The sequence below is a fragment of the Allosphingosinicella sp. genome (assembly GCF_035626655.1).
In the GTDB taxonomy this organism is placed as follows: Bacteria; Pseudomonadota; Alphaproteobacteria; order Sphingomonadales; family Sphingomonadaceae; genus Allosphingosinicella.
In genome coordinates this window covers 119,665-135,376 of sequence record NZ_DASPNF010000002.1, presented here as the reverse complement: position 1 = coordinate 135,376, position 15,712 = coordinate 119,665, and the positions used below count along the sequence as shown (strand labels likewise).

Annotated in this window: 13 protein-coding genes, 1 tRNA gene and 1 riboswitch; of the genes, 4 read left to right on the top strand and 10 right to left on the bottom strand. The window is 64.5% G+C overall.

The genetic code is table 11. The features are described from left to right. Positions 1-7 precede the first annotated feature (7 nt). Positions 8-757 (bottom strand): inositol monophosphatase family protein, encoded by a 750-nt coding sequence (locus VEC11_RS01415; RefSeq protein WP_464128484.1) that lies wholly within the window; start codon positions 755-757, stop codon positions 8-10. An 86-nt stretch (positions 758-843) separates the two neighbouring features. After that, positions 844-949, top strand: a riboswitch (SAM-I-IV-variant riboswitch). 35 nt (positions 950-984) lie between these two features. Between VEC11_RS01415 and metX the strand changes: the two genes are divergently transcribed. Continuing rightward, positions 985-1,935 (top strand): homoserine O-succinyltransferase MetX, encoded by a 951-nt coding sequence (metX, locus tag VEC11_RS01410; protein WP_464128482.1) that lies wholly within the window; start codon positions 985-987, stop codon positions 1,933-1,935. Then, a complete protein-coding gene (locus tag VEC11_RS01405; RefSeq protein WP_464128480.1) occupies positions 1,932-3,080 on the top strand; it encodes a PLP-dependent transferase in 1,149 nt (382 codons plus the stop codon). Before metX ends, VEC11_RS01405 begins: the two co-directional genes overlap by 4 nt. Here the strand turns inward: VEC11_RS01405 and VEC11_RS01400 are convergent. The 4 genes from VEC11_RS01400 to VEC11_RS01385 all read right to left on the bottom strand — a co-directional run bounded on the left by VEC11_RS01400 (position 3,064) and on the right by VEC11_RS01385 (position 6,365). Next, positions 3,064-3,804, bottom strand: coding sequence for a hypothetical protein (locus VEC11_RS01400; protein WP_464128478.1), 741 nt, complete (start codon positions 3,802-3,804; stop codon positions 3,064-3,066). The genes VEC11_RS01405 and VEC11_RS01400 overlap by 17 nt on opposite strands. An 11-nt stretch (positions 3,805-3,815) precedes the next feature. Continuing rightward, positions 3,816-4,436: a response regulator transcription factor gene (locus VEC11_RS01395; RefSeq protein WP_464128477.1), complete on the bottom strand. Its 621-nt coding sequence runs from the start codon at positions 4,434-4,436 to the stop codon at positions 3,816-3,818. A gap of 66 nt (positions 4,437-4,502) precedes the next feature. Then, entirely contained in the window at positions 4,503-6,128 is a 1,626-nt protein-coding gene (locus tag VEC11_RS01390; protein WP_464128475.1) for a two-component system sensor histidine kinase NtrB, read from the bottom strand. 163 nt (positions 6,129-6,291) lie between these two features. Beyond that, positions 6,292-6,365: transfer RNA gene (locus tag VEC11_RS01385), tRNA-Tyr, on the bottom strand. Between the two features lie 340 nt (positions 6,366-6,705). Here VEC11_RS01385 and VEC11_RS01380 point away from each other — a divergent pair. Next, positions 6,706-7,359 (top strand): hypothetical protein, encoded by a 654-nt coding sequence (locus VEC11_RS01380; protein ID WP_464128474.1) that lies wholly within the window; start codon positions 6,706-6,708, stop codon positions 7,357-7,359. Between the two features lie 103 nt (positions 7,360-7,462). Here VEC11_RS01380 and VEC11_RS01375 read toward each other — a convergent pair whose 3' ends face one another. The 4 genes from VEC11_RS01375 to VEC11_RS01360 all read right to left on the bottom strand — a co-directional run bounded on the left by VEC11_RS01375 (position 7,463) and on the right by VEC11_RS01360 (position 13,589). After that, positions 7,463-11,170, bottom strand: coding sequence for a hypothetical protein (locus VEC11_RS01375; RefSeq protein WP_464128472.1), 3,708 nt, complete (start codon positions 11,168-11,170; stop codon positions 7,463-7,465). Between the two features lie 439 nt (positions 11,171-11,609). Next, positions 11,610-12,539, bottom strand: a complete 930-nt coding sequence (locus VEC11_RS01370) for a hypothetical protein (RefSeq protein WP_464128471.1) — start codon at positions 12,537-12,539, stop codon at positions 11,610-11,612. A gap of 448 nt (positions 12,540-12,987) precedes the next feature. Then, entirely contained in the window at positions 12,988-13,398 is a 411-nt protein-coding gene (locus VEC11_RS01365; RefSeq protein WP_464128469.1) for a hypothetical protein, read from the bottom strand. Continuing rightward, positions 13,398-13,589 carry a hypothetical protein gene (locus tag VEC11_RS01360; protein ID WP_464128468.1) on the bottom strand — a complete coding sequence of 64 codons (192 nt, stop codon included), beginning with the start codon at positions 13,587-13,589 and terminating at the stop codon, positions 13,398-13,400. Before VEC11_RS01360 ends, VEC11_RS01365 begins: the two co-directional genes overlap by 1 nt. A 271-nt stretch (positions 13,590-13,860) precedes the next feature. Here VEC11_RS01360 and VEC11_RS01355 point away from each other — a divergent pair, with 271 nt between their 5' ends. Next, on the top strand, positions 13,861-14,874 hold the full coding sequence (locus VEC11_RS01355; protein WP_464128466.1) for a GlxA family transcriptional regulator: 1,014 nt from the start codon (positions 13,861-13,863) through the stop codon (positions 14,872-14,874). Here VEC11_RS01355 and VEC11_RS01350 read toward each other — a convergent pair. Further along, entirely contained in the window at positions 14,871-15,482 is a 612-nt protein-coding gene (locus VEC11_RS01350) for a DJ-1/PfpI family protein (RefSeq protein WP_464128465.1), read from the bottom strand. The two genes, VEC11_RS01355 and VEC11_RS01350, sit on opposite strands and share 4 nt — an antisense overlap. Positions 15,483-15,712: the final 230 nt, after the last annotated feature.

The following is a 15,712-nucleotide window of genomic DNA, read 5'->3' as shown; positions in this document are numbered from 1 at the left end:
CGGATGCTCAGGCGCCGAGCAGCCTGACGGCTTCTTCGAACAGCTCGGGCGTCGCCGCGGCCAGCACCTGCCCCTCGCGATATTCGTCCTCGCCCCGCCAATTGCCGATCACGCCGCCGGCCGCGCGCACGACCGGTATCAGGGCATTGTAATCGTGGGGCTTCAGGCTGTTCTCGGCGACCAGGTCGATGCTCCCGACGGCCAGCCGCGCATAGGCATAGGCGTCGAGCCCGTAGCGCGTGACCCGTGCGCCGGTGCGCAGGCGGTCGAAGCGTTCCCGCTCCGCAGCAGAGAAGATGTGGACGTCGGTGGTGGCAAGCCGCGCGTCCCCGAGCGTCCGGCACTCGCTCGCCTTCAGGCCCGGCGCGCCCGGAAAGCCGAGATAGCGCTCGTCGAGGGTCGGCACGTCGATCAGGCCGACGACCGGCTTTCCCTCGTCCAGCAAGGCGATCAAGGTCGTCCAGCTGGGCAGCCCGCAGATGAAGGCGCGGGTGCCGTCGATCGGGTCGAGGCTCCAGACGAAGCGGCCGGCGCCGATCTTCTCCGGAAATTCCTCGCCGGAAATGCCGTGGTCCGGCCAGGCCCGCTCGATCAGCGCGCGGATCACCCGTTCCGCCTCGCGGTCGGCGGCGGTGACAGGGTCGTAGGTCCCGTCCTCATTCTTGTTCTCCGCGACCCGGTCCGCCGCGCCCAGGGTCACGGCGCGCGCCGCATCGGCGAGGGTCCCGGCGAAGGCGGCGAAACGGGCATGGTCCATGCCCCGCCTCTGCCCGGAGGAAGAGGCTTTGCCAAGGCCGGTCGCCATGATAGGGCCTTGTTAAGCGATGCATCCCAGGATGCGCCGCGAAGCATCAAGAGTGGGCCTCGCGCCCACGCCAACCTGCCTCCCCGGGCAAGGTGGCGGTCCCGACGGGACGATGCGGCCGGTCCGGCAAACAAGCGGGTCTTACGGCAGCATCTCACCCCGGCGGAAAAGGAGTGACGATGGAGCTGTCGCCGATTCCCGTACAGACGCTCGGGCACGCATCCTGCGCGGCCCTGCCCTTCGAGGTGGCCTTGCCGCCGGCGCTCGCCCGGTTCGGGACCAGAATCGGCGCCAGCCTTGCCGGGCCCGAAGGGGCGCCGCTCATCGTCGTGCTCGGCGGCATCTCGGCACACCGCTTTCCCTGCGACTGGTGGCCGGGCGTGGCCGGCGAGGACATGGTCGTCGACCCAACCCGCTGTCGCGTTCTCGGCGTCGACTTCATCGCCGACCGGCAGGGCCGCCGCGCCCCCACCACCGCCGACCAGGCGGCCGCCATCGCCGCGGTGCTCGACGCGATCGGCGCGGCGCGCGCCTTCGCCTTCGTCGGCGCCTCCTATGGCGGGATGATCGCGCTCGCCTTCGGCCAGCATTTCCCGGACCGGGTCGAGCGGCTCGTCGCCGTCTCCGCCGCCGCCGCGCCGCATCCGGCCGCGACCGCCATCCGCGAGCTGCAGCGCCGCGTGGTCGCGCTCGGCCTCGAACATGGCGCCGCCGACGAGGCGCTGTCGATCGCGCGCGGCCTTGCCATGCTCACCTACCGCACGCCCGACGAGTTCGCCGAACGCTTCGCCGGCGGGATCGGGCAGGAGGAGGTGCTCTGCTGCTCCGAGCCGGGCTCCTACCTGCGCGCACGCGGCGACGCCTTCCGCCGGGTGATGAGCCCCGAGCGCTTCCTCTCCCTCTCCGCCTCGATCGACCGGCACCGCGTCGACCCCGCCTCGATCCCGCAGCCCGTGCTCCTGGTCGGCGCCGAGAGCGACCAGCTCGTCCCGCCCGGCCAGCTCAGGGCGCTGCAGCGCGCCCTCGCTGGCCCCGCACGGCTTGCTCTGCTGCCCTCGCTCTACGGCCACGACATGTTCCTGAAGGAGGCCACCGCGCTGTCCGCCCTGATCCGGCCCTTCCTGCAATGACCGGAAAGCGCAGCCCCTCGACCATCCTCGCTTCGGCCGGCGTCGCCGCCGATCCGCACCGGCGTGCGATCGTCCCGCCCGTGCAAGTCTCCGACACCTTCCAATGGGACGATCCCGAGACCAGGCCCGAATACGATTATTCGCGCACCGTGAACCCCAATCGCGACCTGCTCGCCGCGGCTTTGGCCGAGCTGGAGGGCGCGGCGGGCGGCGCGGTCGTCAATAGCGGCCAGGCGGCGGCCCTGCTGGCAACCCTGCTCCTCCCCGCCGACGCGCTCGTGGTGGCGCCGCACGATTGCTATGGCGGCACCTACCGCCTGCTCACCGGCCTCGCCGCGCAGGGCAAGCTCGAGGCGCTGTTCGTGGACCAGAAGGACGACCGGGCCTTCGCCGCAGCGATGGCGCGACGGCCGGCCATGGTCTGGCTGGAGACGCCGAGCAATCCCCTGCTCCGCCTCGTCGACATCGCGCAGCGGGCCGCCGAGGCGAAGGCGGCGGGCGCGCTGGTGATCGCGGACAACACCTTGCCGACGCCGCTCCGCCAGCAGCCGCTCGCTTTGGGCTGCGACCTCGTCCTGCACAGCACCACCAAGACGCTGAACGGCCATGCCGATCTGTTCGGCGGCGCTCTCCTCGCCAGGGATGCGGCGCTCGTCGAGCAATTGCACTGGTGGGCCAATGCCGGCGGCCTGAACGGCTCGGCCCAGGATGCCAGCCAGATCCTCCGCGGCCTCCGCACCCTCCCCCTGCGCGTCGACCGGCAGGAGGCGAGTGCGCAGGCCATCGCCACTTGGCTGGCCGCGCAGCCCGGCGTGCGCGAGGTCCATTATCCCGGCCTCGACAGCCACCCGGACCGGGCGCTGGCCGAGCGCCAGCAGGCCGGCCCCGGCTTCATGATCGCCTTCCGCGCCAGCGGGGACACCGCGGCCTTCCTGAAGGGGCTTGGCCTGGTCACCCTCGCCTCCTCGCTCGGCGGCTTCGCGACCCTGATCTGCGTGCCCGCGACGATGACCCATCGCGGCATGCCGCCCGAAGCGCAGGCCGAGGCGGGCATCCACCCGGACCTGCTGCGCCTCTCCGTCGGGCTCGAGGAGGTCGGCGACCTGATCGCCGATCTCGAACGGGGGTTCAGGGCTGCGGGCTAGAAGGCGGCGAGGCGGGCGCCGGCGCGAAGAACAATTCGTTGGGCAGCGGGCCGGTTTCCACGCTCTCGACATGCAGCACGATCGTGTGCGCCGGATCGCCGTCGCCCTGCCGGCCGGTCGTCGCCGTGCAGAGGCCGTCAAACTCGCGATAATTGCCCAGCTCCGCGGTCTCGCCCGGCGCGACGATCCGGCCGATCCGGTGCGTCTGCCGGTTCACCCACAGCTCGACGCTGTCCGCATTGGCCGGGGTGATCCGCAGCACGTCATAGTCCGTGCCCTCATGGCGCCGCGTCCCGAGCAGGGCGAAGGTCGCCGGGAAACGGTCGGGGAAGAAGAAGGCGAAGCCGCTGACATAGAGATCGCGGAGGCGCCGCCGGAGGGCGGCCGGATCGCTGATCCGCTCCACCCGTCCGCCCGCGCCCGCATTCCAGATGACCTCGCCGTCATAGCCGGAAATGGTGGCGAAGACGTCCCCCCGGCGCTGCGCATAGACCGACCGCAGCGTCCGGATGTCGTGCCAGGCCTCATAGTGCATGACCTGCCCGCCCGGCAGCTCGGCCCGGCCGCGCTCGTGCCAGCCCTGGAGCCGGTCCCAGGCCTCGCCGCCGCAGGCCGCCTTCATCTCCGCGAGCAGGGCACGCTCGGGCGAGGGCAGCGCGGCCAGCGGGCCGGCGCCCAGGCCGAGCAGCGCCGCGGCGATCACCGAAATCCTTCGCAAGGCCATGCGACGCCCCCTCAGCCTTCGCCGAGGCCGGCGGCGATCGCCAGCTTCACCGCCTGCGCCGTCCCGCGCACGCCGAGCTTGGCCAGCATCTGCGCGCGATAGGTCTCCACCGTGCGCACGCTGAGGCCCGCCTCCCAGGCGATGATCTTGTTGGGTTGCCCCTTCAACATGCCGAGCAGGACGAGCCGCTCGCGCTCGCTCAGCGCCGCGACCTTCTGGACCGCGTGCCGGTTCACCGCCGGGCCGCCCTCGGCCGCAGCCGTCCGCAGCGTGCAGGCCCGCTCGATCGCCTCGACCAGCTCCTTCGGCGGATAGGGTTTCTCGAGGAAGTCGAGGGCGCCGAGCCGCATCGCCTCGACCGCCATCGGCACGTCGCCATGGCCGGTCAGGACCAGGACCGGCCTGTCGTCGCCGCGCTCCCTCAGGGCGCGCATCACCGACAGGCCGTCCATGCCGGGCATGCGCATGTCGAGCAGGATGCAGTCCAGATCCTCGGGCAGGTCGGAGGCGAGGAATTCGGCGCCGCCGGTATAGGACTGGACGCGGTGGCCGGCGTGGCGCAGCAGGCCTGCCGTCGAGGTCCGCACGGCATCGTCATCGTCGACGAGCGCAATCAGGAAATCACCCGGCATGGACCTGCCCCGCCATGTCTTCGTCAGTACATTGGCGCAGGAATGCTCGTCACGACAAAAGGGTTCCTAGTGCAGGACCGGCCTGTATAGCGGCAAGTAAAAGGTAAATGACGCGCCGCGGCCCGGAACGCTTTCGACCGCGATACTTCCGTCATGCGCCTCGACGAGACGCCGGCAGAGGGAAAGGCCCATGCCCATGCCATTCGCCTTGGTCGTGACGAACGGATCGAACAGGCGGTCGGCGATCTCGTCCGGGATGCCCGGGCCGTTGTCGGCCACGGCGAAGGCCACCCTGTCGCCGGACGCCGGCGCCGCGGAGATGCGGAGCGTCGGCACTTCACCCTCGCGCGGCGCGCCCAGCATCGCGTCGACCGCGTTGCGCATCAGGTTGGCGAGCACCTGCTGGATCTGGATCGCGTCCACCGCGACCAGCAGCTCCTCCGGGACCGCGGCCCGCTCCACCGTGACGCCGTTCGAGCGCGCGTCGAGCAAAGCGAGTGCCATCGCCGAATCGATCAGCCGCCCGGCGGCTTCCGGCCGCCTCTCGCCGCCGCCCTGGCCGATGAACTCGCGCAGCCGGCGGACGATCTCGCCGGCCCTGAGCGCCTGGTCGGAGGCCTGCTGCATGAGCGGCTCCAGCGCCCGGGCGTCGGTGGTGCCGTCGGCGGTCATGTAGAGGCCGGTATTGAGGAAGTTCACGATCGCGGTCAGCGGCTGGTTGATCTCATGGGCGATCGCCGCCGCCATCTCGCCGAGATCGTTGACCCGGGCGAGATGGGCGAATTCGTTCTGCAGCCCGCGCAGATTGTCCTCGCTCGCCCGGAGCGCGGCCTCCGCCTGCTGGCGGGCGCTGACGTCGCGCATCACGCCGGTGAAGAAGCGTTCGCCGTCCCGCTCCCATTCCGCGACCGAGAGATCGAGCGGGAAATGGCTGCCGTCCCGGCGCTGGCCGATCACCTCCCGGCCGATGCCGATGATCGCCTTCTCGCCGGTGCGCCGGTAGCGGGCCAGATAGGCGTCATGGTCGCGCGCGATCGCCTCGGGCATGAGCAATTTGATGTTCCTGCCGACCAGCTCCTCGGCCCCGTAGCCGAACACCCGCTCGACCGAGCGGTTGACCGACTGGACGATGCCGTCGGCGTCGATCACCGCGATCGCCTCGACGGCGCTGTCGAAGATCGCCCGGTACTGCGCCTCGCCGCTGACCAGCCGCGCCTCGGCCTCCTTGCGGGGCGTGATCTCCTCGACCACGGAGATGAAGAAGTCCGGCCGGCCCGCGGCGTCGCGGACGGCGGAGCGGGTGACGTGGACCCAGATCACCCGCCCGTCCTTGCGCACATAGCGCTTCTCGGCCGCGGTCATCTCGACCTCGCCGGCGAGCAGGTCCCGGCGCAAGGCCCGGTCCCCTTCCCGGTCGAGCGGATGGATGATGTCGTCGATCGTCATCGCCATCAGCTCTTCGCGCGAATAACCGATCAGGCCGCAGAAGCGCGCGTTGATCCGGGTCCAGCGGCCGTCGCGATCGAGATGCGCCATCCCGACCGCCGCCTGCTCGAAGGTCGCCTGGAAGCGGCGGTCGCTCTCGGCGACCAGAGCGGATTTGGCGCGGAAACGCCCGCGCAGGAAGGCGCCGGCGAGCAGCACGACGAGGGCGCCGGCCAGCCCGGCCAGGATGAGCGCCGACGAGCTCACCGGCCGGCCGCCTTGTGCTCAGATCCAGATTGCAGGTGCCTGCGCATGCGCCCCCGTTGCCGAACCTCCGCCGACAATCCGGCCGCACCTTATCTGCGCGCAGGACGATGCCAATGCGGTATCGCCCGCTCCCGTATTAATACTGAAGGCTGGCGCCGGGCCGTGGTGGACAGGGCTGGATTCGAACCAGCGTAGGAGCAACTCCGGCAGATTTACAGTCCCCTAGGCAAGGGTTCCGGTGGCTTCCTGGAAGCCCCTATTTGTTGACAGATCAATGACTTCCAGATGGTTAGGCCTGCCGGTACATTCCGAGAAATTCTCGAAATTTCCGTGCGTAGTTACACCAAATTTACACTCCGGAGATGGCGGAAACCTCGCTATGCGCCGGCGCCCGATTTGAGCTCGACGTTTACACGTCTCCCGCTACGCGTGCTTTCAATCAAGTGGCCCAATTCGTCCGCTTCGCGCCCAGAAAGGGCATCCCGGACAATAATCAGATTACCCGAAAGCGGACGTTTAGCCCGCGCTGTAGCCTTCGAGATATGCTATTTGAGGCATCGGTTATCTCCGGGGAGCCGTGTCGGTCTTCAAATTCTTCTCCGAAAAAGCGCATGCCAATGCCTTCATGGCCGGTCGGCTGCTCCTCCGCTCGCTGTCGCATTTCCGCGCTCTAGAGGCGGAGGAAGGTGGTCGGGGGGACGGCCAGGACGGGGTGCTAACCTATGCAATGGAGGGAGGTTTGCCCCTCACCTTCTCGGACGGAAGAACCCAAATATTCGACGGTAGCTTCATCGCCCTACCTCGACACAACATATTTGTGCTCTGCGGCAGCAACCAAATTTCCCCAAACCTTACTGAGCGCTTTGGTGGGTTTTGCGTTGAGGTGGACCCTGAAGTCCTCACTGCGCGCCTTCGTCAGCGGGCCAACGCCACAGCGCAATTCGATTACGAGCAGATCGTAAGCAGCAACGTGGACTACCGAGCTAAAGACAGGCCGCCAGGGGGTGACTGGGCGCTTCCGGAGCGGTTGGCGCTGACAAAGCCCGAAAGCTTCGCTTGGCAAGACGAGTACCGTATCGCTGTGCCTACGCGCGGCGCCTTCACCGTCGAGGCTGTGGACCTGCTTTTGCATTCGGGAGAGGAGCCGCCGCCCATTCCGAAGGTCGGGCCTCCACCCGTTATCTTAAAGGTTGGAAACCTCGCTAACCACGCTGTGCTGCATCAGCTTTGAGCACAACTTTCCACCGTGTCAAAATCCTCGCGGGCCCGCGCAGCGGTCTGTGACGTCGAAGCGCATCAAAGGGCGACCATAAGCGCCTTGATAAACTGTAATGTCAGTGCCCCTCGCGACGGAGCCGGACATCTAAATCTTCTAACAATCCGTGCCGATCATATGACTTTGCCAAACTGTGCAACGTAGCGGCAACCCGAGGATGAGAAACCTCCAGAGCGACAGCGTGCCGGCGATAGTAGGCAGCCAGTTCACGTTCTTGAACTCCACCGTCGAAGACGCCCTTCGAATATGCTCCGCGTTTGTTGAACGAGCCTGTTTGGAATCCGCTAAGCATGTCATCCCCCGGTGTACCTTCCAAGACATCTCGAGCGGATTCAAAAGGCCAGACGCCGTCTGCTCCATCAGGGGAGTGCGCCAGTATCTCGCCAAGCGTGATGTCGCACACGACGGTCCGATCCACACTCTCCGCCAGCCTCCGAGTTTCCTCGATGAACGATGAAAACTCTTGCGGGTCGATCGAACCATCATCGGCAGCGCCTGGCTGACGCTTGCAGGCGCGAAGAACGCGCCAAGCCGTTGCCGCCGCGCCCTTTGTTGCCTCATCGGCTTCCCTCGGTTCGCAGTTTTGCCGCCGATAGATGAGTGAAAGCAGCTCGATGAATGTTGCCGGCGTCGACATCAACTCCCGATAAAGCGACACGGCTTGGTCCTCACCGTCGTAGCTGAAGACCGGGAAAAGCGAGAATTCCAATCGAGCTAGGCGAGCCCGGTCGATCCCCTCCGCTTTTTCTAGATGAGCGAACGCTTGTTGAATCCAATATCCCTCCATCCGCGGAAGATCGCCCGGCGCACTCGCAGTGATCGCTTCAAGCATTTGAAGGATGAAATCCGGCTCAAACTGAGAGAACTTGCCGTGCAGCGTGTCGAATGCCGTAGCTCCGCGTCTCACCTCTATTAGCTTGAGAATGGCGAACCGGTGATTGTCCGGGTCATCCTCCAGCCAAAAGCGTGCGTGACAGGATTGCCAATAGAGTGATTCCGCTTCCTCGCCCCAAGTCGCCACTCTTTTCCAGATGGCGGGCCCATCCGGACAAAGAACAACCAGTCGCACCTTCCATTCAAAGGAAAGTCCGCTTTGATCCGCTTTCTCTAAAACTCGGTCGAGAACTTCCTCTCGCTGTTCATTGGGGAGCCCGCACAAAATGCCGCCCGTCAGACTGGTCAACTGATCCCCGGATTCCAGGCTGCCTGATGCCTCAACGATCCACGTTGCCAGCTCAGCCAAGGATAGCCCCTGCTGAGAGATGGCCAGGCCAATGTTCCATCCTGCTTTCGTGCACTCGGCGAGTATTTGCAGACCTTCCCAGCCGCGCTCGGCAAATATCTCGGCTACCGCCTCGTTTCTCAGCGTCGTGACGAGATCCTGCTTTCCCTTAAAGTCCTCCTCTCGCGTGCGCACGGGAGGACGCGGCCAACCATCGGTTACGAGCCAGGCATGTCGAACGATAAGGTCGTCAGGCGTCAATCTCGCGTAGGCGTCCTCAAGCGGCTTCAGAAAAGCGTCGACGACTGCAATGTCACGCTCATCATAATTTCTGTGCCAGTGAATCTTTCCCCGCAGGGCGTCCCGCAGGGTTTCCTTATCCGCGTCCTCCCCCGTTTCGAATGCAGGCAGCAAGGCGAGCACTCGATCCGCCAGTTCGGCGTCAAAGTGACTTAGCTTGTTGAGCAAATTCGCGACGCGCGACGCGTCTCCAGACGCCATCGCAATTTGGCGATCGAGCGCAGCCATAACCATTTCATGTCGCTCGCCGTGCGTGACGCCACGGCCGGAGCCCGCATCATCGTCTCGCCATTTGGGCCGTGATGTCGGGCTCGCTGTATCATGTCCGACATTCACAAGCGCATTGAGCAATTGATACGCTGCCTCGGGTACTCTTTTTATCAGGACATCGAGCGCTGCGATCCGCTGACGGATGGAGGCAGAGGTTTGAGGTAACCAAGATCGATATAGGTCTACCAGCGAGCTCATGGGGTTGTTTCCCCAATTGCCTTCTATTTTGGTCTCGGTGAGCCTCGCCAAGATAATTGAAACACGGCTGAGCCTCTGCGGCGCCCAGGCCAAAGTCTCTAAGGCCCACAGCAATCCCGCATGCCAACATCGCCCCATATGCGTCGTCCGACTTTCGGTTAGCATCCGTCGGACCGGAGAGTTCTGGCTGTCGAGGCTTCTTTCGACGGCAGACAAGAACTCTTCGGGACTCGCTTCGGCAAGGGCAGGAAGATGGCTTGAGAGGGAGAGCCACCGAGTTTCATCGGCGTCTCTCAGCAGGCTGCGAACGACCCTGTCCACCCTCAGCTCTATGTTCTTCGCGGCGAGAGACGGTATCTCCGGCCCTCTCACGGCGAGCTTAATCAGGGTGTCGCAGATTGCATTGAGAAGGAGGCCGCTGACGGGTCTGACTTTCCCGTGAATCGCGGCGGCATAACGTTCCTCTTCCGGCAATTCGAGCTGAGGATCAGGCGCGCCCAACAATGCCTCGCACACGCCAAAGAACCGGTCGATCTGCTCGTCTGTTATGCGGTCCCCGAAGAGCGCCAGCAGTTCGAGAGCTGACTTCGCTTTCCACACCTCCCCGATATGAAGGACAGGGGAATCGTCTAATCTCTCCAATTCCAGCAGCTTTGTCTCAAGCTGCTCGTATGGCAGGCCGCTTACTCTCTCGACGACCTCTTTGTCGGCGTCTTTGGCGCTTGACCATGCACCCAGCAAACACACAGCCGAAAGCGCGGAAGACGCCTCGTGATCCAGCCACTCCGGCCGCCGGATCGCGGGATTAATTGCATGCTGCCGTCGAAAAACGGACCAAGACCGCCCGCATTGAACCGACAATCGGTGCGCATCATTCTCTTCGACACCGATCTGTTTAAGCGCCTCCTCAAACTCGTGGTGATCCGGCCGCTCAAGGTGAAGTTCGTCTTCGTCGAGGCGCGCGGCCAAACCCTCGAATTGCCTCGCCATATCGCCAGAGGCGAATGGAACCACGACAGCGAGTCCGTTTCTCACAGTCGGGCTTTCTGCCAACTTCGGGGAGGCAGCAATCGCGATTTCGATCTCATCGTTCTTCTCGACAAAGCGCCATCCGTCGCGGGTCGTGATGACCACGGCTGCGTCCGCCAATTCCTCCCGCTGACCGATCGCCGCTGCTGCGAACGCGGTCGCCTCCTCAACACTGTCTGCCTTCAAACTGATCGGCGTCGGAGGCACTTCCGGTGAGAGCTTGTCGATCTTGCCGAGCAGCACGTCTGACTGAGCGCTTCTCCCAGTCAGCAAGGCCTCGACGCTTAGTGCAGGACGGGATTGCGCCAGCCATTTTTGCAAAAAGGCTTTCAGGCTTTCGACCCCGGGGCCTGACAGTCCAAGTTCCTCGGCGAACGCCAACGCCAGTGCGGGCGAATTTTCCAGCCACTGCTCAAGATCGTCCGCGTCATACGCCCGGACGTCTGCCCAAAGCCCTTTCGCGCGTTCTTGCTCCGCCCAGGCTGCTTTGCCTCGCCAGCGTCTAGGCGTCACAAAAATGAATGAACGGGTTGATCGATATTCCTGTGGATACCCCTCAGTGCGCTTGTTGAAATCGCGATTTGCTTTGGCAGCAACGTCGGCCTCGCAGCTGACTTCCCAACAAGAGTGTCCCGCCGGAACCCAAGCGTTTCCGGCAGGGCTATGCACTTCTCCATCCCAGCCGGGCGCCGCCGTTGACTCGCCGCTGGGCATTGCAAGTTGAGTTGTCGTCGCCGTGAGGTTCACTAAGCGACGTACCAATTTAGGCAGCGTTCGCTGAGCCGTAGCAGTGGCGGCCCAATCTGCAATCTGACTAGCCGTTATCATCCGGCAACCTTAGCTCGCCTCCATTCGGAACAGAAGTGGAACCCCGCTCGATCCCAATCAAGTTCTCAACTCCGACAAATCGCTGAGCCCGTCGGTGTAGCATGGCGAGACAGTCCGCCGCTTAATGCTCCATCCCGGGGCTGGATGAGTCCGCCGGCCTTCGCCGTCTCCCGGCCAAACCCGTCATTGATGGCGTCCAGAGCGGCAATGAACGCCTTGGACTTTTCCCGGGTCGCGCGATGGTAACTGATTCGCGATTCGCAAATCCTTCGGCTCAAACTCGCGAATTTGTCTCGAGAGCGGTCCGACCGCTTTCGGCCAAGGGCTGCCGCAGGTCATCTATTTGCCGCCTAGGTATTTAGGGAGATGGATACCAGATCTCCGACGCCCACATGGCGATGGCCGGCGCGGCCTCGTTGTGGTCATGGATGCTATGGAGGGATAGCAACGAGCGATGTTGGGCTCGGCTCAGTGTCTTGACAGTTAGCTTTGCCGCTCCGTCGGGAACAGAATTGGCCGATACTGAAAGGGCGCCAGAACCCTTGACCAACTCCCAACCGAATGATGCCTTGGCCAGCGCTGGTATGATGAGCCTGATCGCGACCATCAGTCCAATGTAGAAAGCAATCGTCCCCGCTACAGGTAGGAGCGGGATAAGCCCGGAGACGATCCAGCCCGAAATTGCCCTGTTTCCGCCGATCAGAGTGTCGATGAGGAATGCGCTAGCCAGCATCAGCGGGATGGCCAGCAAGCAAAGGATTGCCACGAAATCGATGAGCGCTCTGGCCAGCGTGTAGACAATTCCAATGAGGTCGATCAGCCGGATCGCGAGCAGGCTTAGAGTCAGCGCGAAGCCTGCCTCATCCTCAGTTCCTCGAAGCACTAGCAGCCTGGTTTCGGGGTCCCAAACTTTCGAGCAGGCACTCCACTTCCAGGTATTCTTAGGCGGAAGGCCCAGGGATATAGTGCAAGCACTCGCGACGGCGACGCTAAGGGCCGCGACCGCGATCGTGAAATAGGGCTGGGTGCCGGCCGATGCCGGCAGAAGCGCTGCCAATAACGAATAGGCGAAGCCGGCGAGGCACATGAATTCGACTGGGCCGGCGAGCCACAAGTCGCGGCGGTGGGGCACTTTGTCCATAAACAGAAAGGGTGTCGCCATGGTGGCCAAGGCCGGAGGGCTTCGGTGTCCGCGTCTGTAATATAGTTCCAAGGCTTCAAGCGCGACATTACCGCCATGGCTGTGCCCAACGATGAGGTGGGGCCTCTGGTAGCCTTTGATCGCCACGATGTGGCTGCATAGCCTCTCCGCGGCCCAATATCGCTCCTCGATCGAGTTCGCGCCACTCCAGTTGAAGCGGGAATGGGCTACATTCAGCCCCGCGTGGCGGAAACTCTCCTCCAAGTCTCGCACGAAGCGTGAATCCTCTCGGCACCAAGTGGCATGCTTGTCGGGATGGAGGCGTGCGACCCAGCTTGGTCCTCGCGCCCAAGTGCCATGTACGAGGGTAACAATAGCATCGATCTCATCCCAAGGATCTTTTTCACACACCATCTGCCCTTCCCCCGCCAATAACCGAAGGGTCTGCCGAGCGACTCTTGGTTCATGCGTTCAAATCAGCAAGGTGCCAAGCCAAATTGGAGATGTCCGCTACCGGAACTCTTCGCTCGAGAACTGCCTTTCCGCTTTCGGCCAATAGAGGTCCTTCTGCCGGTCGATCGGCTTGCGCCTTAGGCTACAGTGTCGATCCCGATTGAGAGCGCCATATCTTCAGGGCGAGGCAGGCGGCCGCAAGGACGTCGTAGCCGGCGCAGAAGGCGGGCCACCAGGCGGGAACCCCGGGGTTCGAGATGAGCGCGCCATGCACGGCGTCGAACAGGCCGTGGCCGAACAGCCCGGCGACGACTATCCATAGGCTGGTCCGGAAGCCGATCACCGCCGCCGCTCCGAAGAGCAGCATGCCGGGCGTCTCCGCCAGGAAGAGCGCGCCGCCGCCCGCAATGGCTGCGAAGAGCATATAGAGCAAGGCGAACACGATCAGCTGCAAGGGATAGAAGCTGCGGTCGCGATCAAAGCCAACCAGCAGGGCGAAGGCAGCCACGCCGGGCGCCAGCGTCAGTCCCGCAAGGAGGGGCAGGACGGGCATCATGGTCTCCACGATTTCCGGGCCGTCGCGACCCTGGCGCGGTGGCTCGTTGCGCCGGGGACCGCGATCACCAGCGTTTCGGTCGACTGCACGGTGGCCGGCGGGGATATGGCCGACGCAACGGGGGGATCGACGATGCGAAGACCGAGCGTCAGGGCGAGCGAGCTACCCATGATGTAGAGCATTCGCATTGCATGGTCCTTTCTGGAGAGGGGCCGGAGCCGGAATGGGAGCCGGCTCCGGATGAGGGCGGGAAGCGTACTCAGCGACGGGGGGCGGGATTGCAGGCGCAGGTGCCGTTGCAGGCGCAGTTTGGGCCGCAGGTGCAGGGGTTGCACACGCACTTCTTGTTCTGCTGCTTTTGCATCTGATCATTCCTTTCCAAGTCCGGTCATTCGGACCTCATTTTTCTACGCGCGATCAGCTCTGGCATAAATGTCAGATGTATTGCATATTACGCCAATGACTGAGCCGGGCTCGCAACAGCGCAACGTCGTCCTGATCGGCTATGCCGGCGCGCAATCGCTCGACATCGTGGGGCCGCTGGAGGTCTTCGCGATGGCGAACCGGTTTTCCGAGACGTCGGCCTACAACGTCATCCTGGCTTCACCAGAGGGCGGGACGATCACCTGCAATTCGGGGCTGCTTCTCGGCGGGTCCCTCGCGCTCGAAGACCTCCCGGCAGCGCTCGACACCATCCTCGTCGCGGGCGGTAGCAGGGACGCGCTGCGGCGGGCGAGCGACGATCATCTGCTGGGGTGGCTCGAACTGCGGGCCGAAACCACGCGCCGGGTCGGCAGCGTATGCTCAGGGGCGCTGGTACTGGCGGCAGCCGGCGTTCTGGACGGGCGCCGCGCCACGACGCACTGGGGCTATTGCGACGAGATGCGAAATCTCCGCCCGGCAGTGCAGCTCGAGCCCGACGCCATTTTCGTGGCTGATCCGCCTTATTACACGTCTGCGGGCGTGACTGCCGGAATCGACCTCTGCCTCTCGCTCGTCGAGGCCGATTGCGGGTCGCGGCTAGCTCTGGCGGTGGCCCGGAACCTGGTCCTGTTCATGCGCCGCCCTGGCGGCCAGACCCAGTTTAGCGAGGGCCTGAACGTCCAGGCGGCCGCCACGCCCCGGCTGCGCCAGCTGATCACCGATATCAACGCGGACCCCCGCGGCGACCTCTCAGTGCCCGAATTGGCGTCGCGCGCCGCCATGTCCGAGCGAACCTTTTCGCGCGTCTTCCAGAAGGAGACGGGGGTCAGTCCCGCGGTTTTCGTCGAAATCGCGCGGGTGAACCGGGCGAAGGCGTTGCTGGAAACGTCCGACTGGACACTGGGACGGGTGGCCGAGCGGGCGGGGTTCGGCGGCGTGGAAGGCCTGCATCGCGCCTTCAACAAGCGGGTTGGCGTGACTCCGGGAGAATTTCGCCAGCGGTTCGGCCGCCCGACGAGCGGGCCGCACAGCGCCCCGATCGGGGACTAGGATTCCTGGCGGACCAACGTTCCTCGGGCCGTTTCGGCATTGGGCCACTGATATTGCATGTAGCGGGCCGCCTCGTGCGCGGCGTCGCCGCCATGAAGGCGCGAGACGACATGGAGGGCCGCGTCAATGCCGGCACTGACTCCGGCTGCGGTGATCAGCGCTCCGTTGTCGATGAGCCGCGCATCGGGGTGGATCTCGGCGCCGCAGTCCAGCGCGCGCAGATCGTTCATTGCGGCCCAATGCGTCGTAGCCGACCGATCTTCGAGAAGGCCCGCCGCGCCTAGCAGCAGCGCGCCTGTGCAAACAGACAGGGTAAGCACAGCCGAACCGCTGGTGGCTCTGATGAATTCGACCATCGCGGGGTTGTGCAGTTCGCGGCGCGTTCCGAGCCCGCCGGGAACGACCAGGATGTCGATGCCGTGGAGCATGTCGGGCGTACAGGCGGGCAGGATCGTCAGGCCATGGCGTGCGATGATCGGACCGGAGCGGAGGGCAACGGTGATCACTTCGAAGGCGGGATCTCCATGATCCGAGCGAGCAACAGCGAACACCTCGAACGGTCCGGCAAAGTCGAGCACCTCGACGTCATCGAACAGCAGGATCGCCACTCGGAAAGGAATACGATCTTCCCGCAGGCCAGAGCCTGACTCGGAATTTTTCAGACTGGGAACCAAGGGGAACCTCCACGAACCAACTAGGCCAAAACGCCATCGGGGCAATGTCGCCACGATGCGCGATGGACGATCAATGGCCGGATGGGGAACGGACCGAAAGGACTAGATAGTGACGGTTTCTGCCAACACGGGGGACAAGGACCTTTCCCGACGGTGTCGCTAGT